Origin of the sequence: Actinomycetospora aurantiaca (assembly GCF_037401875.1) — a bacterium.
Classification (GTDB): domain Bacteria; phylum Actinomycetota; class Actinomycetes; order Mycobacteriales; family Pseudonocardiaceae; genus Actinomycetospora; species Actinomycetospora aurantiaca.
Window position 1 is genome coordinate 52,421 of sequence record NZ_JBBEGN010000016.1, and the last position, 17,514, is coordinate 69,934.

Annotated in this window: 19 protein-coding genes; 14 read left to right on the forward strand and 5 right to left on the reverse strand. The window is 76.9% G+C overall.

The window, feature by feature from the left end; translation table 11 throughout:
* Positions 1-212 precede the first annotated feature (212 nt).
* Complete coding sequence (locus tag WCD74_RS23840) at positions 213-635, forward strand: hypothetical protein (protein WP_337697383.1); 423 nt, start codon at positions 213-215, stop codon at positions 633-635.
* Positions 632-1,684 (forward strand): anthranilate phosphoribosyltransferase, encoded by a 1,053-nt coding sequence (gene trpD, locus WCD74_RS23845; RefSeq protein ID WP_337697384.1) that lies wholly within the window; start codon positions 632-634, stop codon positions 1,682-1,684. The genes WCD74_RS23840 and trpD overlap by 4 nt, the downstream gene beginning before the upstream one ends.
* A 25-nt stretch (positions 1,685-1,709) precedes the next feature.
* Here trpD and WCD74_RS23850 read toward each other — a convergent pair whose 3' ends face one another.
* On the reverse strand, positions 1,710-1,988 hold the full coding sequence (locus WCD74_RS23850) for an Lrp/AsnC family transcriptional regulator (protein WP_337697385.1): 279 nt from the start codon (positions 1,986-1,988) through the stop codon (positions 1,710-1,712).
* The gene (locus WCD74_RS23855; protein WP_337697386.1) at positions 1,985-3,823 is read right to left on the reverse strand and encodes a DEDD exonuclease domain-containing protein; all 1,839 of its coding nucleotides are present in this window, start codon (positions 3,821-3,823) and stop codon (positions 1,985-1,987) included. Before WCD74_RS23855 ends, WCD74_RS23850 begins: the two co-directional genes overlap by 4 nt.
* A 68-nt stretch (positions 3,824-3,891) precedes the next feature.
* Here WCD74_RS23855 and WCD74_RS23860 point away from each other — a divergent pair, with 68 nt between their 5' ends.
* The 4 genes from WCD74_RS23860 (at position 3,892) to WCD74_RS23875 (ending at position 7,995) form a co-directional block, all read left to right on the forward strand.
* Positions 3,892-5,235 (forward strand): NYN domain-containing protein, encoded by a 1,344-nt coding sequence (locus WCD74_RS23860; protein ID WP_337697387.1) that lies wholly within the window; start codon positions 3,892-3,894, stop codon positions 5,233-5,235.
* Positions 5,236-5,343: 108 nt separating this feature from the next.
* Complete coding sequence (locus tag WCD74_RS23865) at positions 5,344-5,625, forward strand: hypothetical protein (RefSeq protein WP_337697388.1); 282 nt, start codon at positions 5,344-5,346, stop codon at positions 5,623-5,625.
* Positions 5,626-5,752: 127 nt separating this feature from the next.
* Positions 5,753-6,844, forward strand: coding sequence for a C40 family peptidase (locus WCD74_RS23870; protein ID WP_337697389.1), 1,092 nt, complete (start codon positions 5,753-5,755; stop codon positions 6,842-6,844).
* Positions 6,841-7,995 (forward strand): glycosyltransferase family 4 protein, encoded by a 1,155-nt coding sequence (locus tag WCD74_RS23875; protein WP_337697390.1) that lies wholly within the window; start codon positions 6,841-6,843, stop codon positions 7,993-7,995. The genes WCD74_RS23870 and WCD74_RS23875 overlap by 4 nt, the downstream gene beginning before the upstream one ends.
* 85 nt (positions 7,996-8,080) lie before the next feature.
* On the opposite strand, the gene WCD74_RS23880 is transcribed toward WCD74_RS23875, so the two are convergent.
* Complete coding sequence (locus tag WCD74_RS23880; protein ID WP_337697391.1) at positions 8,081-9,874, reverse strand: AMP-dependent synthetase/ligase; 1,794 nt, start codon at positions 9,872-9,874, stop codon at positions 8,081-8,083.
* 178 nt (positions 9,875-10,052) lie between these two features.
* Between WCD74_RS23880 and WCD74_RS23885 the strand changes: the two genes are divergently transcribed.
* From WCD74_RS23885 to WCD74_RS23910, 6 genes are all read left to right on the forward strand, one after another.
* Positions 10,053-10,475: a polyketide cyclase / dehydrase and lipid transport gene (locus WCD74_RS23885; protein ID WP_337697392.1), complete on the forward strand. Its 423-nt coding sequence runs from the start codon at positions 10,053-10,055 to the stop codon at positions 10,473-10,475.
* On the forward strand, positions 10,475-11,275 hold the full coding sequence (locus WCD74_RS23890) for a metallophosphoesterase family protein (RefSeq protein ID WP_337697394.1): 801 nt from the start codon (positions 10,475-10,477) through the stop codon (positions 11,273-11,275). Before WCD74_RS23885 ends, WCD74_RS23890 begins: the two co-directional genes overlap by 1 nt.
* Positions 11,276-11,372: 97 nt before the next feature.
* Entirely contained in the window at positions 11,373-11,801 is a 429-nt protein-coding gene (locus WCD74_RS23895) for an SRPBCC family protein (protein ID WP_337697395.1), read from the forward strand.
* The gene (locus tag WCD74_RS23900; protein ID WP_337697396.1) at positions 11,801-13,039 is read left to right on the forward strand and encodes an ArsA family ATPase; all 1,239 of its coding nucleotides are present in this window, start codon (positions 11,801-11,803) and stop codon (positions 13,037-13,039) included. Before WCD74_RS23895 ends, WCD74_RS23900 begins: the two co-directional genes overlap by 1 nt.
* A complete protein-coding gene (locus WCD74_RS23905; protein ID WP_337697397.1) occupies positions 13,036-13,761 on the forward strand; it encodes a hypothetical protein in 726 nt (241 codons plus the stop codon). Before WCD74_RS23900 ends, WCD74_RS23905 begins: the two co-directional genes overlap by 4 nt.
* Positions 13,755-14,708, forward strand: coding sequence for an ROK family protein (locus tag WCD74_RS23910; RefSeq protein ID WP_337697398.1), 954 nt, complete (start codon positions 13,755-13,757; stop codon positions 14,706-14,708). Before WCD74_RS23905 ends, WCD74_RS23910 begins: the two co-directional genes overlap by 7 nt.
* On the opposite strand, the gene WCD74_RS23915 is transcribed toward WCD74_RS23910, so the two are convergent.
* On the reverse strand, positions 14,705-15,292 hold the full coding sequence (locus WCD74_RS23915) for a hypothetical protein (protein WP_337697399.1): 588 nt from the start codon (positions 15,290-15,292) through the stop codon (positions 14,705-14,707). The two genes, WCD74_RS23910 and WCD74_RS23915, sit on opposite strands and share 4 nt — an antisense overlap.
* Positions 15,289-16,068, reverse strand: coding sequence for an alpha/beta hydrolase (locus WCD74_RS23920; protein ID WP_337697400.1), 780 nt, complete (start codon positions 16,066-16,068; stop codon positions 15,289-15,291). The genes WCD74_RS23915 and WCD74_RS23920 overlap by 4 nt, the downstream gene beginning before the upstream one ends.
* A 205-nt stretch (positions 16,069-16,273) precedes the next feature.
* Between WCD74_RS23920 and WCD74_RS23925 the strand changes: the two genes are divergently transcribed.
* Together WCD74_RS23925 and WCD74_RS23930 are read left to right on the forward strand one after the other, a co-directional pair.
* Positions 16,274-16,966: a lysophospholipid acyltransferase family protein gene (locus WCD74_RS23925; protein WP_337697401.1), complete on the forward strand. Its 693-nt coding sequence runs from the start codon at positions 16,274-16,276 to the stop codon at positions 16,964-16,966.
* Between the two features lie 14 nt (positions 16,967-16,980).
* Positions 16,981-17,487, forward strand: coding sequence for a polyadenylate-specific 3'-exoribonuclease AS (locus WCD74_RS23930; RefSeq protein WP_337697402.1), 507 nt, complete (start codon positions 16,981-16,983; stop codon positions 17,485-17,487).
* Positions 17,488-17,514: the final 27 nt, after the last annotated feature.

A 17,514-nucleotide genomic window follows, 5' to 3' on the forward strand; every position in this document is an offset into this window, starting at 1 on the left:
TGTCACCTCCCCCCGACATCAGCCGGGTGGGGCGAGGCCCCGCGATCACGCCTCCCACCTGCAACAGGGTCTACCTGCGGTTTCTCCTACTGATCGTCGTACGTCGTGTCGTAGTCGAGACGTCCCGACGGCGGGTCCGGGCGCCCGGGGCGCGCCGGTGGCTAGGCTGCGCGCGAGCAGTCGCCGCCGCCAGAGCCGGGAGGCCCGCCCACATGAGCACAGCCGCAGGAGCCGCCGCGACGCTCGACGTCGTCGTGATGAGTCACCGGCCCGAGGTCCGGGAGGCCGTCATGGCGGCGGTCGGGCGGCGGCCCGCGCGCGACCTGCCGCGCCTGCGCTACCGGGAGGCCGACGGCATCGCCGACGTGCTGGGCGCCGCCGACGCCGGCGAGCTCGACCTCGCGGTGCTCGACGGCGAGGCCCAGCCCACCGGCGGGATGGGCGTGTGCCGCCAGCTCAAGAACGAGAGCGACGACCCGGCCCCGGTGATCGTCGTCGTGCGTCGCGAGGACGACCGCTGGCTGGCCACCTGGTCGCAGGCCGACGCCGTCCTCGTCCAGCCCCTCGACCCGGTGACGGCGGCCCGCACGGTGGCCGACGTCCTGCGGGCCGGGGTGCCGGCGCGCCAGGGATGAGCTCGCCGACCTGGCCCGCGCTGCTGGGTCGCCTGCTGCGCGGCGAGGACCTCGCCGGCGACGAGGCCGCGTGGGCGATGGACCGGATGATGTCCGGCGAGGCGTCGCCCGCGCAGGTCGGCGCGTTCGTCGTGGCCCTGCGGGCCAAGGGCGAGACGGCGGCCGAGATCGGCGGGCTGGCCGAGGTCATGCGTGCGCACGCCCGCCCGGTCCGGGTGTCCGGTGTCGTGGTGGACGTGGTCGGCACGGGGGGCGACCAGGCGCACACGGTCAACATCTCGACGATGGCCGCGGTCGTCATGGCGGCCGCGGGGGCCCGTGTGGTCAAGCACGGCGGCCGGGCGGCCTCGTCGGCGTGCGGCTCGGTGGACCTGCTCGAGGCCCTGGGCGTGCCGATCGACCTCGGGCCGGAGGCGGTGGCGGCCAGCGTCGAGGAGGTGGGCATCGGGTTCTGCTTCGCCCAGACCTTCCACCCGGCGATGCGCCACGTCGGCGGCGTGCGCCGCGAGATCGGGGTGCCGACCGCCTTCAACCTCCTCGGCCCCCTCACCAACCCGGCCCGTCCCGCGGCCGCGCTGATCGGGTGCGCCGACGTCCGGTTCGCGCCGCTGCTCGCGGCGGTGCTCGCCGACCGCGGCGACACGGCCCTGGTGGTGCGGGGCGACGACGGCCTGGACGAGATCACCACGACCACCACCACGACGGTGTGGCGGGCCGGGCCCGCGGGCGTCACGCGCGAGACCCTGGACCCGACCCGGATCGGCGTCCCGGTCTCCGTGCCCGGCGACCTGCGCGGCGGGGACGCGTCGGTGAACGCCGCCGCCGCCCGCGCCGTGTTCGCGGGCGAGGGTGGTCCGGTCCGCGAGGCCGTCCTGCTCAACGCGGGGGCGGCGCTCGCGGCCTACGACGACGCCCTCGGGCAGGGGCACACCGACCTGCACGACGCGGTCGCCGCCGGCCGGGACCGCGCCGCCGCGGCGGTCGACGACGGCTCCGCGGCGGCCCTGCTCGATCGCTGGGCCGGCACCGCGGCGCGCTTGCGCGGCTGAGCCGGGCCGGCCCGGCTCGGGCCGCTCAGTCCAGGCCGACCGCGAACGCCGCGTCCGTGTCGCCGGCGGAGTACGAGCGGAAGGCGATGTGCGTGGACGTGTCGACCACGCCCGGCACCCGGCTCAGCCCGCCCGCGATCACGTCGGCGAGCTCGTCGTGCTCGCGGACCCGCACCATCGCGATCAGGTCGACGTCGCCCGCGCACGAGTACACCTCGGTGACCCCGGGGAGCTCGGCGATCGCCTGCGCGGTCTCCGGGATGCGGTCGGCGTTCGCGTGGATCATGACGATGGCCGTGATCACGGGGGCTCCCTGCGTCGGCGGTGGCGGCCCACCCGCGGCGGACCGGCGGGCTCGGCAGGGACTCTAGAGGGCGGGCCGGTCCCGGCCCCGTCCGCGGCGACCGTCGCCCGTGCCGCCTCCCTGGCCCGGGCCACCCAGTCGGTCCAGGCCCCGGCCCCGCGTGCGGGGACCGCCCACGGCGACGTCGTGCGCACCATCCGGGTGCCCGGACGCTCCAGCCAGCGGGTGATCACCCCCACCTCCTCGGGCGGCGCCCCGCCCAGCGGACCCGCCCCGGGGCGGACGGTCTCCGCGGCGGCCACGAGCGTCTCCACCACCGGCATCGGCGGCACCCCGCGGCGCGCGGTCCCGGCCGCGGCCAGGCGGCCGTACCGGACCACCGCGAACTCCCATCCGCCGGTGCCGTCCGGGCGGGCGGCCACCAGCTCCTCGGTGGCGGCCACCGCCGACAGTCGCTGCACCCGGCCGAGCGCACCGGCGAGGTCGGCCAACCGGTCGCGGTGGGCCGCGGCGGCGTCGAACCGCTCACCCGCCGCGAGCGTGGCGACGCGGTCGTGCAGCCGCAGCAGCCCGTCGTCGGAGCGCCCGCGCACCAGTTCCAGCGCCCCGTCCACCGCGGGGGCGTACTCGGCCGCGCTCTGGAGGCCGGCGCACGGCGCCCCGCAGCGCCCCAGACCGTGCAGGGCGCACGGGCTGCCCCGCCCGCCCCGCGCCGGGATGCGCTGCGTGCACGGCCGCAGGGCCACCGCGTCCCCGAGCGCCTCCACCGCCCGCACCGCGTCCGGGCGCCGCCCGAACGGGCCGACCGCGTCGGTGCGGGGCGTGCGCACCACCGACCAGCGCGGGAAGGGCTCGTCGGTCAGCGTGATCCACCAGCCCCGGTGGGGGTACCGCGACCGCCGGTTGTAGCGCGGGGCGTGCCCGGCGAGCAGCCGCAGCTCGCGGACCTCGGCCTCGAGGGCGTGCGCGCACTCCACCCAGTCCACCCGCTCGGCGAGCCCGACCATCTCCTTCACCCGCGCCCGCTTCTCCGAGCCGGTGAAGTAGGAGCGGACCCGACGCCGGAGGTCGGTGGACGTGCCCACGTAGAGCACCTCGTCGGCGGGCCCGCGGAACAGGTAGACCCCGGGCGCGTGCGGCACCGCCTCGGCCAGGTGGCGCTTGCCGCGCTGGGCCGGCGTCGTCTCGACCTGCAGGGCGAGCAGGTCCTCCAGCGTGGCCACGCCCCGGCCACCGACCCGTTCGAGCAGCCCGTGCAGGACGTCCACCGTGGCCCGGGCGTCGTCCAGCGCCCGGTGGACCGGCCGGGTGGAGGCGCGGAAGAGCGTCGCCAGGGCGGAGAGCCGGCAGGAGGGCGCCTCGTCGCGGGTGAGGACCTTGCGGGCCAGCCGCGCGGTGCACACCACCGGCGGCCGCGGCCACACCGACCCGTGCCGCCGGCACGCAGCGCGCAGGTGTCCGACGTCGAACGGGGCGTTGTGCGCCACCACCACGGCGCCCGCGCAGAACTCCAGGAAGCCCGGCAGCACCGCGGGCAGCCGCGGCGCGTCGCGCACCATCGCGGTGGTGATCCCGGTGAGCGCGACGATCTGGGGCGGCACGTCACGGCCCGGGTCGACCAGCGTGGCGTACTCGCCGACGACCCGGCCCCCGCACACCTTCACCGCGCCGATCTCGGTGATCGCGTCCGGGCCGCCCGCGGCGTCCGGCCCCGCGGGGGGACCGCCGGTGGTCTCGAGGTCGAGCACCACGAAGGTCGACGCGTGCAGCGGCGTCCCCAGCTCCTCGAAGCTGAGCTGCGGATCGGGCCCGGTGACGGGACGTGGTGCCTCCACGCGTCGCACACTAGTTCGACCCCCCGACAGTCACGCCGACGCGCGCCGGCGGTCGCTAGCCTGACGCCATGACCGCGGGGGAGGAGGTGGCGCCGCCGCCGCAGGGTGCGGCCCGACGCGCCGCGCTCCTCGAGGCCGCCCCCGAGACGGTGCGCGCCCGGGTCGCGGACCTGGTGAGCCGCGCCGTCGGGCAGATGCCCGCCGCGGACCTCCCGGCCCCGGTCCGCCCGATCGCCCGCTTCGCGCCGGCCAAGCGCGCCAAGGTGGGCTCCGGCCCGCTGCTCGCCGCGCTCGGCTCCACCGACGGCTTCGCCGAGGACGTCGTGGCCTGGTGGCTCGAGCACCGGCCGCAGGAGTGGGAGCCGCCCGTCGCCGAGCCGGTGCACGCCGCGGCGGTCGCGGTGCTGCGCGGCGACGACGACGCCGCGGCCGGCCTGCTGCGCGACGCCGGCGAACGGGCCGACGCCGGGAGGCTGCGGGCCGAGCGCGACGCCGCGCAGACCCGGGCGGACCGGCTCGCCGCCGAGCTGGAGCGGGTCACGGCGGAGCGCGACGAGGCCCGGGCGCGGGCGCGGGACGCGACCCCGGACCTGTCCGAGGAGGTCGCGAAGCTCCGCGCCCGGCTGCGCGAGCAGGGTGTCCGGGTCAAGCAGGCCGAGAGCCTCGCGGCCGACGCCGCCCGGCGGCTGGAGGAGGGCCAGGGCGACCTGGTGCGCGAGCTGGAGGACCTCCGCCGGGACCGCACGCGGGACCACGAGGCGGTCGCGGCGGCCGAGGCCCGGGCCCGCCGCGCCACCGCCGAGCTGGAGTCCGCCCGCCGCGCGGCGCACGAGGCCCGGCACGCGGACGACGCCCGCCTGGCGCTGCTCGTGGACACCGTCGCGGGCGCCGCCGCGGGGCTGCGCCACGAGCTGGGCCTGCGCGCCGACGACCAGCGGGTCGGTCCGCGGCCGGCCGAGCTGGTCGGCTCGGCGGCGCGCGCCCCGATGGCCCGGGTCACCGACCCCGCCACCCTCGACCGGCTGCTCGCGCTCCCCGCGGTGCACCTCGTCGTCGACGGCTACAACGTCACCAAGACCGGGTGGCCGGGCCTGTCGCTGTCGGCCCAGCGGGACCGGCTGGTCGCGGCGGTCGGCCCGCTCGCCGCCCGCACGCACGCCGAGACCACCCTGGTCTTCGACGGCGCGGGCATCTCCGGGGTGCCCACGGCCTCGATCCGCGGGGTACGGGTGCTGTTCTCCGAGCCGGGCGTCATCGCGGACGACCTGATCCGCACCCTGGTCGACGCGGAGCCGGACGGGCGCCCCCTCGTCGTGGTCACGTCGGACCGGGCCGTCGTCGACTCGGTGCGGCGCAAGGGCGCGCACCCGGTGCCCTCGAGCGTCCTGCTCGAGCGCCTGGCGCGGATCTGAGACCTGGGTCACACCAGGGTCCACGACGCCCCGTGACTGTCGGACCCCCCACCTAGCGTCCGCCGCGACTCCCCGGGAGATGCCGGGGCCGACCGGCCGGAGGCCGCGATGATCATCGACTGCGACCGCTGCGTGGTGCGACACCAGGCGTGCGACGACTGCGTCGTCGGGGTCCTGCTCGGGGTGCCGGAGGTGCCCGCCCGGGACGAGACGCCCCGGGAGCCGGCCGCGCCGGGAGCACCGCTGCCGGTCGAGTTCGGGCCGGTCGAGCGGCGCGCCCTCGAGGTCCTGGCCGACCACGGGCTCATCCCGCACCTCCGGCTCGTCCCGGGCGCCCCGGAGCGGACGGCGCCCCGCGGGGGGCGGGTGCGCCGGCGCGACGCCGGGTGAGGGTCGCGGGGCACCACGCTGCGGGACGCCGGGGCCGGTCGGTTACCGTCCCGTCACCTCTCGCGGACGCGCTCCCCGCCCCGCCGTCCGACGGGAGTCGCCCTGGCCGAGAGGACCTCCCCGACCCGTGACGCCCCGATCGTCCCGCCCCGGCGCGCGCCGCATCCAGCGGCCCCACCGCCGCCGCGGTGCCGCCCTGCCGGTCCTCGTCGTCGCACTGCTCGCCCTCGCCGGCCTGCTGTCGCCGGTCGGCGCCGGGACCGCGGCGGCCGACCCGATCGTGCCGCCCGGGGCCAACGACGTGGTGCGCTCGCTCGCCGACGCCAACGCCCGCGCCGAGGCCGCGAACGAGGCGGCCATGGGAGCCCGGGAACAGCTGCCCGTCCGCCGCGCGGAGGCCGACCGGACGCGCCGGGCCGCCGACGACGCCCGGGGTGCGGTCGACGAGGCGCGGACGGCGCTCGACCAGGCCTACGTGGCGGTCGACCAGCTGACCCGCAGCACCTACCAGGGCGGCGACCTCGACCAGCTCGGTGCGCTGCTCTCCAGCCCGAGCCCGCAGGCCTACCTGGACAAGGTCGAGCTGCTCGACGCGGTCTCCGCGGCCAACCGGGCGGTGCTGCAGCGCTACCTCGACGCCTCGGCGTCCGCGGAGGCCGCCCAGCGCGACGCCGACGCGCGCGCCACCGATGCCCGCCGCGCGGCCGACGACGCCGCCCGCACCGTCGAGGACGCCGCCCGCACGAAGGCCCAGGCCGACCGCGACGTCGCCGCGGCCGAGGCGGCCCTGGGCCGGCTGTCCCGGGCCGACCGGGCCCTGTTGCGCGGCGGCGGGATCACGGACTACCCGACGGACGTCCCCGGGAACTCGTTGGGGATCGCCGCGCTGCGCGCCGCCCTCTCCCGCCAGGGCGCCCCGTACGTCTGGGGCGCCACCGGACCCAACACCTTCGACTGCTCCGGGCTCGTCCAGTGGGCCTACCGCCAGATCGGGGTCGGGATGCCGCGGGTCGCGGCCGCCCAGCAGCAGGTCGGGCAGCTCGTCGACCCCGCCCGGGTCCAGCCCGGCGACCTGGTCTTCTTCGGCAGCCCGGCCACCCACGTCGGGATCTACGTGGGCGGCGGGCGGTTCCTGGAGGCCCCGCAGTCCGGGGACGTGGTCAAGGTGGCCCCGGTGCGCCGGAACGTCTCGACCATCCGCCGCATCTCGCCGCCGTGACCCGGATCCTGCTCGTCACGAACGACTTCCCGCCGCGGCCGGGCGGGATCCAGTCCTACCTGCACGAGCTCGCCGTCCGACTGGCCCCCGGGTCGCTGACCGTGCTGGCCTCGAGCTGGCCGGACGCGGCCGACAGCGACGGCCGGTGCGCCGCCTTCGACGCCGCGCAGCCGTTCGCGGTGCACCGGCTGGCCACGACGATGATGCTGCCCACCCCGGCCGCCCTGCGCCGCGCCGTCGAGCTCGCGGCGGGCCACGACACGGTGTGGTTCGGCGCGGCCGCACCGCTGGGGCTCATGGCGCCGGCGCTGCGCCGGGCGGGTATCGGTCGCGTCCTCGCCAGTACCCACGGCCACGAGGTCGGGTGGTCGATGCTGCCCGGCAGCCGGCAGCTGCTGCACCGCATCGGACGCGAGGCCGACGTGGTCACCACGGTCAGCCGCTACACCCGGGCGCGCATCGCCGCCACGCTCGGCCCGGACGCCGCCCTCGAGCCGCTGCCCTCCGGGATCGACACGACGCGGTTCCGGCCCGACCGGGCGGCCCGGGACGCGATCCGGGCCCGCTACCGCCTCGGGGACCGACCCGTCGTCGGGATCGTGTCGCGGCTCGTGCGCCGCAAGGGGCAGGACGTGCTGGTCCGGTCGCTGCCCGCGATCCGGCGGCGCGTCCCGGGGGCGGCGCTGCTCGTCGCCGGGGACGGCCCGGACCGCGACCGGCTGCGGCGCCTCGCCCGGGACGCCGGGGTCGAGGACGACGTCGTGTTCACCGGACCGCTCGCCCACGACGACATCCCGGCCCACCACGCCGCGCTCGACGTCTTCGCGCTGCCGTGCCGCACGCTCGGCGGCGGGCTGGACGTGGAGGGCCTCGGGATCGTGCTGCTGGAGGCCTCGGCCAGCGGGGTCCCCGTGGTCGCCGGCCGCTCGGGCGGCGCCCCGGAGACGGTGCTCGGCGGTCCGTCCGGCACCCGGACCGGGCGCCTCACCGACGGGCGGGACCCGGCCGACGTCGCCGAGGTCGTCGCCGACCTGCTCGCCGACCCCGAGGAGGCGGCCCGCACCGGTGCGGCCGGGCGCCGGTGGATGCAGGCGGAGTGGACGTGGTCGTCGCGGGCCCGCCGCCTCGAGGCGTTGGCGCGGCCCGCGTAAGCCCGGGAAGGGGACGAACGGGTCGTTCGTCACGATAGAAGGTGACGAACGACCCGTTCGTACGGAACCGGGGGAGCGGGACCGGCTACCGCTGCGCGTACACCGCCTCGATCTCGTCGGCCCGCTGGTCGGCGATGACGTTGCGCTTGAGCTTCATCGTCGGGGTGAGCTCGCCGGACTCCTCGGTGAAGTCCGAGGTGAGGATGCGGAACTGGCGCACCGACTCGGCCTTGGACACCGCGTCGTTGCCGTCGTCGACCGCCGCCTGGATCTCCGCGCGCAGGTCCTCGTCGCCCGCCAGCTCCTCGGCGGTCGTGCCGGACTTGCCGTGCTCGGAGGCCCAGCCCGGGAGGGCCTCGGGGTCGAGGGTGACGAGCGCGGCCACGTAGGGCCGGTTGTCGCCCACGACGAGCGCCTGGCTGACGAGGCGGTGGGCGCGGATGCGGTCCTCGATGACCGCCGGGGCCACGTTCTTGCCGCCCGCGGTGACGATCAGCTCCTTCTTGCGGCCGGTGATCGAGAGGAACCCGTCGTCGAGCGTGCCGATGTCGCCGGTGTGGAACCAGCCGTCCTGCAGCGTCTCGGACGTCGCCGACGGGTTGTTCCAGTACCCGCGGAAGACGACGTCGCCCTTCGCGAGCACCTCGCCGTCGTCCGCGATCGCGATCGTCACGCCGGGCAGCGGGCGGCCGACGGTGCCGACGCGGATCTCGCCCTCGCCGTTGGCCGTGATCGCGGCGCTCGTCTCGGTGAGTCCGTAGCCCTCGTGGATCGGGACGCCCACGCCGCGGAAGAAGTGCCCGATCCGCGCGCCCAGCGCGGAGCCGCCGGACACCGCGCCGCGGCACTGCCCGCCCAGCGCGGCGCGCAGCTTGGAGTAGACCAGCGCGTCGAACACGGCGTGCTTGGCCCGCAGCAGGATCCCGGCCCCGCCGGCGTCCAGGGCCTTCGAGTAGTCCACCGCGGTCGCCTCGGCGAGGTCGAAGATGCGGCCCTTGCCGCCCTGGTAGGCCTTCTGCTTGGCCGAGTTGTAGACCTTCTCGAAGACCCGGGGCACGGAGAGCAGGAAGTCCGGCTGGAAGCGCGGCAGCTCGCCGGAGAGCTTCGAGGTGTCGGCGAAGTGGCCGACCACGTAGCGCTGCTCCTGCGCCGCGATCTGCACGACGCGGGCGAAGATGTGCGCGAGCGGCAGGAACAGCAGCGTGGAGTTCCCCGCCTGCATCATCGAGCCGAAGGTGTCGCCCGCCGCCCGGACCTCGAACAGGAGGTTCCGGTGGGTGATCTCGCAGCCCTTCGGGCGGCCGGTGGTCCCCGAGGTGTAGATCAGCGTGGCGAGGTCGTCCGCGCGGACCCCGGTGCGCCGGGCCTCCACGTCGGCGTCCGGGACGTCCCGGCCCGCCTCCTTGAGCGCCTCGACGGCGGGCGACGAGCCGTCGATCTGCCAGACGTGCGCGAGGTCCGACAGGTTCCCGCGGACCTTGTCGAGGGTCTGCCGGTGCTCGTCGGTCTCGATGACCACGCCGCGCGCCCCGGAGTCGGACAGGCACCACTCGTACTGCGAGGCCGAGGACGTCTCGTAGATCGGGAGCCCGGCGCAGCCCGCCGTCCAGAGCGCGTAGTCGATCAGCGTCCACTCGTAACGGGTCTTCGCGACGATGCCCACGCGGTCGCCCGGCTCCAGGCCGGCGGCGATGAAGCCCTTGGCCACCGCGACGACCTCGTCGCGGAACTCCCCGAACGTCGTCGGCTGCCACGCGTCGTCGACCAGCCGCAGGTAGGCGGCGTCGGAGGGGTGCTCGGCGGCGTTCGCCCAGACCGCGTCGGTCAACCGGTCGTCGTCGGCCACCTTGGCCACCGCCGGCACGCTGTACTCCTGCACCCCGCACACACCCTTCCAGGCCTCGACCGGCGTCCCCGGCGACCTCCGGTCCGCCGCAGCCTAGGGCGAGCAGGGCCCGCCGTCACTACCCGGCGGTATACCCGACCAAACCCCCGAAACGGACAGACGGCCTCGGGGTGCTGCTGCAGCACGGGCGGCGGTCGGGCACGCTGCGGGAGTGGCCGCCCTGGACGTGATCGACGAGACGTTCGTGCTGGCCGAGCCCGCCGTCGTGGCCGCCGCGTTCGCCGACCCCGCGGACTGGCCGCACCGGTGGCCGGACCTGGAGCTGCACGTGTTCGCCGACCGCGGCGCCGCCGGCCTGCGCTGGTCGGTGACCGGGCGGTGGGTCGGGAGCGCCGAGGTGTGGTGCGAGCCCGTCGGCGACGGGACGGTGCTGCACTGGTTCCTGCGGCTGGACCCCGCCCCCGGTCCCGACGGCGGGTCGGCGCGGGCGCTGCTGCGCGGGCCGCGGGGCCCGGCGCGGGAGGCGCTGCGCCGCCAGCGGGCCGCGAAGGCGATCGCGTTCGAGCTCAAGGCCCGCCTGGAGGGCGGACCGGACGGGCCGCGGCGGCCCGGCACCCCCGCCGTCGGGACCTGATGCGCGTTCACGTCGTCTCCGACGTCCACGGCAACAGCGCCGACCTCGCCGCCGCGGCGCGCGGGGCGGAGGCGCTGGTGGTGCTCGGCGACCTCCTCGACTTCGTCGACTACGACGAGCCCACCCACGGCATCCTCGCGGACATCCTCGGCCCGGCGGCCACCACCGAGTTCGCCCGGCTGCGCTCCGAGGGCGGGCCGGGCGCGCTGCGGGAGTTCACCCGCGCGCTGTGGGCGGACGTCGACGACCCGCGCGCCCGCGTCGACGAGGCGGTCCGCCACCAGTACCGGCGGATGTTCGCCGCACTCGGGGCGGTGGAGGTGCCGGTGTGGCTGATGCCGGGCAACGTCGACGTCCCCGCGATGTGGCCGGAGTTCCTGGCCGACCTGCCGCACGTCCGCGCCGTGGACGGCGAGGTGGTCCGGATCGGCGACAGCCGCGTCGGGTTCGTCGGGGGCGTGCCGCTCCCGCCGGGGGTCGAGGCGCGGGCGGGGGCGTTCCGGTCGTACATGCGGGAGGCGGGGGAGTACACGGCCGCCGTCGAGCGCCTCGGCGCCGTCGACGTGCTGTGCAGCCACGCCCCGCCGGCCGTCGCGGAGCTCGCGTACGACGTGGTGGCCCGCACCCACGAACTGACCTCGCCGGCCCTGCTCGAGGCGGTCCGCGCGACCCGGCCCCGCCTCGCGCTGTACGGCCACGTGCACGCCCCGCTCACGGAGCGCACCCGGATCGGCCCCACCGAGTGCCTCAACGTCGGGCATTTCCGCCGGCGCGGCACGCCCGCGGTGGCCCGATGGTGACCGACGCGACACGGCGGGCGCGCCACACGTCCCCCGGGCGTGGCGAGGGCGACGGCGGGGCGAGTCCGACCCCGGGACGACGGTAGCCTTCCGCGCCATGGCGGACGAGTCCACGCAGTCCATCACCATCGCGGCCGCTCCGGCGTCCGTGCTCGACGTGATCGCCGACTTCCCCGCCTATCCCGAGTGGGCGGACTCCATCACCTCCGCGAAGGTCCTCACCCACGACGACGAGGGCCGCCCCGAACAGGTCCGGTTCACCCTCGACGCCGGTCCGCTCAAGGACACCTACGTGCTCGCGTACGACTGGGTCGACGACGGCGTCACCTGGGACCTCGTGTCCGGGCAGATGCAGCGCGGCCAGCGCGGGCGCTACCGGCTGGAGGGCTCCGAGGAGGAGACGACCGTGACCTACACGCTGTCGGTGGACCTGGCGGTCCCGATGCCCGGGATGATCAAGCGCCGGGCCGAGAAGAGGATCATGGACACGGCGCTGACCGGCCTCAAGCGACGCGTGGAGGGCTAGTGCGGGTCCTGCTCTTCACCGGCAAGGGCGGGGTCGGGAAGACGACGACGGCGGCCGCCACGGCCGTGGCCCTGGCGCGGTCGGGCCGCAAGGTCCTCGTGCTCTCGACCGACCCGGCGCACTCGCTCGGCGACGCGTTCGGCGTCCCGCTGGGCGGCGAGCCGACCGAGGTCGACGGCACGTCCCTGCCCGGGCTGTTCGCGGCCCACGTCGACACCCGCGTCCTGGTCGACGAGGCCTGGGAGCCGCTGCGCACCCAGCTGCGCACCCTGCTGGCGGGCGCGGGCGTCGAGGACATCGTCGCCGACGAGCTCACCGTCCTGCCCGGCGTGGAGGACCTGCTCGCCCTGGAGCAGGTGCGCCGGGCCACCGAGGACGGGCCCTGGGAGGTCCTGGTCGTGGACTGCGGGCCGACCGCGGAGACCCTGCGCCTGCTGAGCCTGCCCGAGGCCCTCGGCGGCTACCTCGAGCGGCTCTTCCCCGCCCACCGGCGCGCGGTCCGCGGGGTCCTCGCGGGCCTGGCCGGGAGCGGCGCGACCGTGGCGAGGTGGGACGCGGCCGCGGCGTCCCTCTCCCGGCTGGCCGACCAGCTGTCCGGGCTGCGCGCGATGCTCGCGGACCGGTCCACCACCACCATCCGGCTCGTGCTCACCCCGGAGCGGGTGGTCGCCGCCGAGACCCGCCGCACGATCACGGCGCTGGCCCTGCACGAGCTGCACGTCGACGGCCTCGTCGCGAACCGCCTCGTGCCCGACCCGGGTGCGGGCCGCAGCGCCGCCGTGCAGTGGCTGCGCGTCCGCCGCGCCGAGCAGGAGGACGTGCTCGCCGAGCTCGCCGAGCTGACCACGGGGGCCGGGGTGCCGGTGCGCACGGTCGCACACCGGGCGGGCGAGCCGGTCGGGCTCGAGGACCTCGCCGAGCTCGCGCAGGACCTCTACGGCGACGACGACCCGCTGGACGGGACGTGTGCCCGCCCGCTGATGGAGCTGCGGCGCACCGCGGGGAAGGGGACCTCGGTGGACAGCGAGTACGCGCTGGACCTGCAGGTCCCGGGCATCGGCGACGCCGAGGTCGACCTCGCGCGGATCGGGGACGACCTGGCGGTGACCGTCGGCGGGCGTCGCCGCACCGTGGCACTGCCCCCGGTGCTGCGCCGCTGCGAGGTGACCGCGGCCGACCTGGACGACGACGTGCTCTCGGTGACCTTCCGCCCCGACCCGTCGGTGTGGATGCGATGAGCGGGGCCGGGGGGAGCACCGGGGCCGACCAGGGGGCCGACCAGGCTGCCCGCGACCGCCTCGCCCGTGAGGCCCGCGAGACCGCGACCGCTCTGCTCGACTGGGTGGGGACCCGGGTCGAGGGGGCGCGCCCCACGGACGGCTCCGGCCGCCCGCGCCAGAGCGCGGGCCCGTGCACGTGGTGCCCGGTGTGTGCGCTGGTCGCCGCGCTGCGCGGGGAGCAGCCCGAGCTCACGGCCGGCCTCGCCGAGCAGGCCTCCGGCCTGCTCGTGCTGCTGCGCCTGCTGGTGCAGGCGCACGCGACCGGCACCCACGACCACCACGCCCCGGCTCCCGCGCCCGACCCAGAGCCCGCGACGGCGGCGGCGCCCGCACCGGCGCCCGACCGGTGGCCCGCCGAGTGGGGCACCCCGACCTGGGCGCCGGACGTGCCGTGGGACGTCGCCCCGCACGCCGTGTTCGACGCCGCCCCGCCCTCCGGGCCCGAGCCGGCCGACCGGCCGGACGACCCGCCGGACGCGAGGCCGGCCGAGCGCCCGACCGGGAAGCGCGGCCCGCGGCCGAGCCCCCGGCACCCCCTCGCCCCGACGGGCGACGCCGCCGGGCCGGCGCCGACCCCGGCACCCCCCTCGGCACCCTCGCCGCCCGCCCCCGTGGCACCGTCCCGCGGTCGTCGCGGGGTCCAGCGCATCCCGGTCCGACGCCGGCCGCGCCCGTGCTGACCGTCGGGGTCGACGTCGGCGGCACCACGGTCAAGGCCGGGCTGGTCGACGACGGCGGCTCCCTGCTGGTGGCGCGGGTCGCCCCGACCCCGCGGCAGCCCGACGAGCTCGACGACACCGTGGCCCAGCTCGTCGAGCACCTGGTCGGCGAGGCACGCGCGGACGGCCACGGGGTCGGCGCGGTGGGCCTGGCCGTGGCCGGCTTCGTCGACCCCACCCGGCAGTCGGTCTCGTTCGGGGCGCACCTGCCCTGGCGCGACGCCCCCGTGGTCGACCGCATGTCGGCCCGCCTCGACCGGCCGGTGACCCTGGAGCACGACGCGAATGCCGCCGGGCTGGCCGAGCACCGGGTCGGGGCGGCGGCGGGCGCCTCGGTCGCGGTGCTGATCGCCCTGGGCACCGGAATCGGCGCGGCCCTGGTCGTGGACGGGCAGGTGTTCCGCGGGGCGCACGGGGTCGCGCCGGAGCTGGGCCACCTCGTCGTCGTGCCGGACGGGCGCCCGTGCCCGTGCGGCAAGCGCGGGTGCCTGGAGCGCTACTGCAGCGGCACCGCCCTCGGGGCGAGCGCGGACGAACAGGTGTCGGCGAGCGACGACTTCTCCACCCTGCGGGCCCAGTGGGAGCGCGGCCTGCCGCTCACGGGCCGCGACGTCGCCCAGGCCGCGGCGGCGGGGGACACCCTGGCCCGCCGCGTCGTCCTCGACTTCGCCGGGTGGCTCGGTCGCGGCCTGGCCCTGGCCGCGGACGTGTTCGACCCGGACGTCGTCGTCCTCGGCGGCGAGGTCTCCGCGTCCGCGCAGCTCTACCTCGACGACGCGTGCGCGGTGTACGCCGAGGAGGTCACGGGTCGCGGGCACCGTCGGCTCGCGACCGTGCGCCCGGCCGTGCTGGGCGGGGACGCCGGGGTGATCGGCGCCGCGCTCGACGCCCGGGAGCGCGGGCTCTAGACGGTGCCGTCGGGGTCGTTCGACTCCGACGGCCGCCGCATCCCGACGACGAGCCAGCCCAGCCCGGCGGCCATCGCGAGCAGGCCCGGGACGATCCCGAGCCCGGCGATCCCGCCGACCAGGGCGGGCAGCGCGAGCAGGACGACCCCCGCGACGAGCAGCAGCAGGCCGAACAGGCTCGACATGCCGATCCGGGGCAGCGGGGGCGGCTCCGGCGGGACGAAGTGCTCGTCCTCGGCCCGGTGCGGGCGCGGGGCGGCCGGGGGCGGCGTGGCGGGGGAGGCGGGCCGCGGCAGCTCCGGCTCCGTGCGCGGCGCCGGGGAGAACAGCTCGTCCGCGGGCCGCTCCGGGTGCGCGGACGGCTGGCCCTGCGGGGGCGTGGCGACGCCGATCCCGGAGGACGGTCCGTCGGTGTCGTCCGGCGTCTCCGGCCAGCGCGGCGCGTCCGCCGAGACCCAGTCGGCGACGATCGCCGCGAACTCCGCGTCGACGTCGTCGGGCAGCTCGAACCGGCGGGCGCCGGCGGCGCCGGACCCGCCGTCGCGCTCCGGGCGGGCGGCGTCGTCGGGGTCGGGTGCGCTCATGCGGGCTTCCCTGAGGTGGTGCGGGCGGCGTGCCGCCGGCGGGCGAACTCGGTGCTGCCGGTGAAGATCGTCAGCGCGTCGTGGTCGAGGGTCGCGACGTGGTAGCTGTCGTGCAGCACCACCTCCGCGACGTCGGTGGCGGACACCCCGTCGAGCACGAGGCGGGCGTTGACCGGCTCCACCACGTGGTCGTCGGTGGAGCGGTAGAGCAGGACGGGGCTGGTCACCCGGGCGAGGTCGGCGCGGACGGTCGTCCACAGCTCGGTGAGCGAGACGAACGCCCGCAGCGGCACCCGGTCGTACCCCAGCTCCGTGACGCCCGGCTTCGCGACGTCGTTCGCCACGCCCGGTGCCCACGGCCAGAGCCGCGCCAGGTAGCGCGCGAAGGCGGCGTCGCGGCGCAGCGTGGTCACCGACGGGTTGACCAGGCAGATGCCGGCGATCGCGGACCCGTACTCCTCGGCGATCCGCAGCGTCAGCGTGCCGCCCATCGACAGCCCGAAGACCAGGACGGTGTCGTACCGGGCGAGCAGCTCGTCGGTGGCGCGGGCGATCTCGCCGTACCAGTCCGGCCACCGGGTCGCCTGCATGTCGCGCCAGTGCGTCCCGTGCCCGGGCAGGCGGGGCCCGCGGACGGCGAACCCGGCCGCCGTCAGGTGCTCACCCCACGGGCGCATGCTCTGCGGGCTCCCGGTGAAGCCGTGCGCCAGCACGACACCGATCTCGGCGCCCTCGGGGTCGGCGGAGAAGGGCTCCGCCCCGGGCATCACCGGCACTCGGGCCTCCACGGCTGGCGCTCGCGGGCGCGGCGACGCCCGGACGTCCATCGTGGCACGTCGCACACCGGCGCGGTACGTGCAGGGCCCCGATCCGGGGGTGTCGTCGGCGACCGGTCGGTGAGCGTCCGGCGACGCGCTGTCGTTGTCCGCCGGACACGCCGCTCCTAGGCTGCCACATCCGAGGACGCGGGGAAGGGGAGCAGTGCTCTACTGGTTGATGAAGTGGGTGCTCATGGGCCCGCTGATGCGCGCGGCCTTCCGGCCCGACGTACGTGGCGCGGACCACCTCCCGCGCACCGGCGGTGCCCTGGTCGCCTCGAACCACCTCGCGGTCCTGGACTCGTTCGTCCTGCCGCTCATGGTGCCCCGGCGCATGGCCTTCCCGGCCAAGTCGGAGTACTTCACGACGCCGGGTCCGATCGGCACCCTGCAGCGCTGGTTCTTCTCCGGCATGGGCCAGGTGCCGATCGAGCGCGGCAACGGTCGCGCCGCCCGCGCGGCCCTCGACACCGGGATCGGCGTCCTGCGCGAGGGCCGCCTGTTCGGGATCTACCCCGAGGGCACCCGCTCGCCCGACGGGCGCCTCTACAAGGGCCGGACCGGCGTGGCCCGGATGGCGCTGGAGGCCCGCGTCCCCGTCGTGCCGGTGGCGATGATCGGGACGGACCGCGCCAACCCGGTCGGGTCCCGCTTCTGGCGCCCGGCGAAGATCACGATCGCGATCGGCGAGCCGATCGACTTCTCGCGGTACTTCGACATCGCCGACGACCGCCAGGTGGAGCGGGCCCTGACCGACGAGGTGATGTACGCGATCATGGAGCTCTCCGGGCAGGAGTACGTGGACGTGTACGCCTCCAAGGCCAAGGAGAGCGCCGACGACGCCTCGGCCGCCTGACACAATCGCCCGCCGTGGCACGGATCTTCTACGACTGCGAGTTCATCGAGGACGGGACGACGATCGACCTCGTCTCCCTCGGTGCGGTCGACGAGGACGGGCGGGAGTTCTACGCCATCTCCCGCGCGTTCGACCCCCTCAAGGCCGGACCCTGGGTCCGCAAGCACGTGCTCGACAAGCTCCCGCCGTCGTCGGACCCCGCCTGGCGCAGCCGCCTGGCGCTCCGGGAGGACTTCTTCGCCTTCGTGACGGCGGGTCCGGGCGAGGTCGAGCTGTGGGCGTGGAACGCCCCGTACGACCACGTCGTCGTCGCCCAGCTGTGGGGCGCCATGCCCGACCTCCCGCGGGCGCTCCCGCGCTACACCCGCGACCTGCGCCAGCGATGGGAGGACGTCGGGCGTCCCGACCTGCCGCCCGCGCCGGCGGACGCGCACGACGCCCTCGCCGACGCCCGGCACAACCTGGTCAAGTGGCGGGTGATCGACCCGATCTGGCGGGCGCGGATGGGCGAGCCGGAATGATCGTCCCGGGGCGCGGGTTCCCCCGGG

Coding starts and splice junctions, on each gene's coding strand:
- trpD (WP_337697384.1), top strand. CDS start 632: ATGAGCTCGCCGACCTGGCCCGCGCTGCTGGGTCGCCTGCTGCGCGGC.
- WCD74_RS23860 (WP_337697387.1), top strand. CDS start 3,892: ATGACCGCGGGGGAGGAGGTGGCGCCGCCGCCGCAGGGTGCGGCCCGA.
- WCD74_RS23840 (WP_337697383.1), top strand. CDS start 213: ATGAGCACAGCCGCAGGAGCCGCCGCGACGCTCGACGTCGTCGTGATG.
- WCD74_RS23890 (WP_337697394.1), top strand. CDS start 10,475: ATGCGCGTTCACGTCGTCTCCGACGTCCACGGCAACAGCGCCGACCTC.
- WCD74_RS23865 (WP_337697388.1), top strand. CDS start 5,344: ATGATCATCGACTGCGACCGCTGCGTGGTGCGACACCAGGCGTGCGAC.
- WCD74_RS23905 (WP_337697397.1), top strand. CDS start 13,036: ATGAGCGGGGCCGGGGGGAGCACCGGGGCCGACCAGGGGGCCGACCAG.
- WCD74_RS23915 (WP_337697399.1), bottom strand. CDS start 15,292: ATGAGCGCACCCGACCCCGACGACGCCGCCCGCCCGGAGCGCGACGGC.
- WCD74_RS23895 (WP_337697395.1), top strand. CDS start 11,373: ATGGCGGACGAGTCCACGCAGTCCATCACCATCGCGGCCGCTCCGGCG.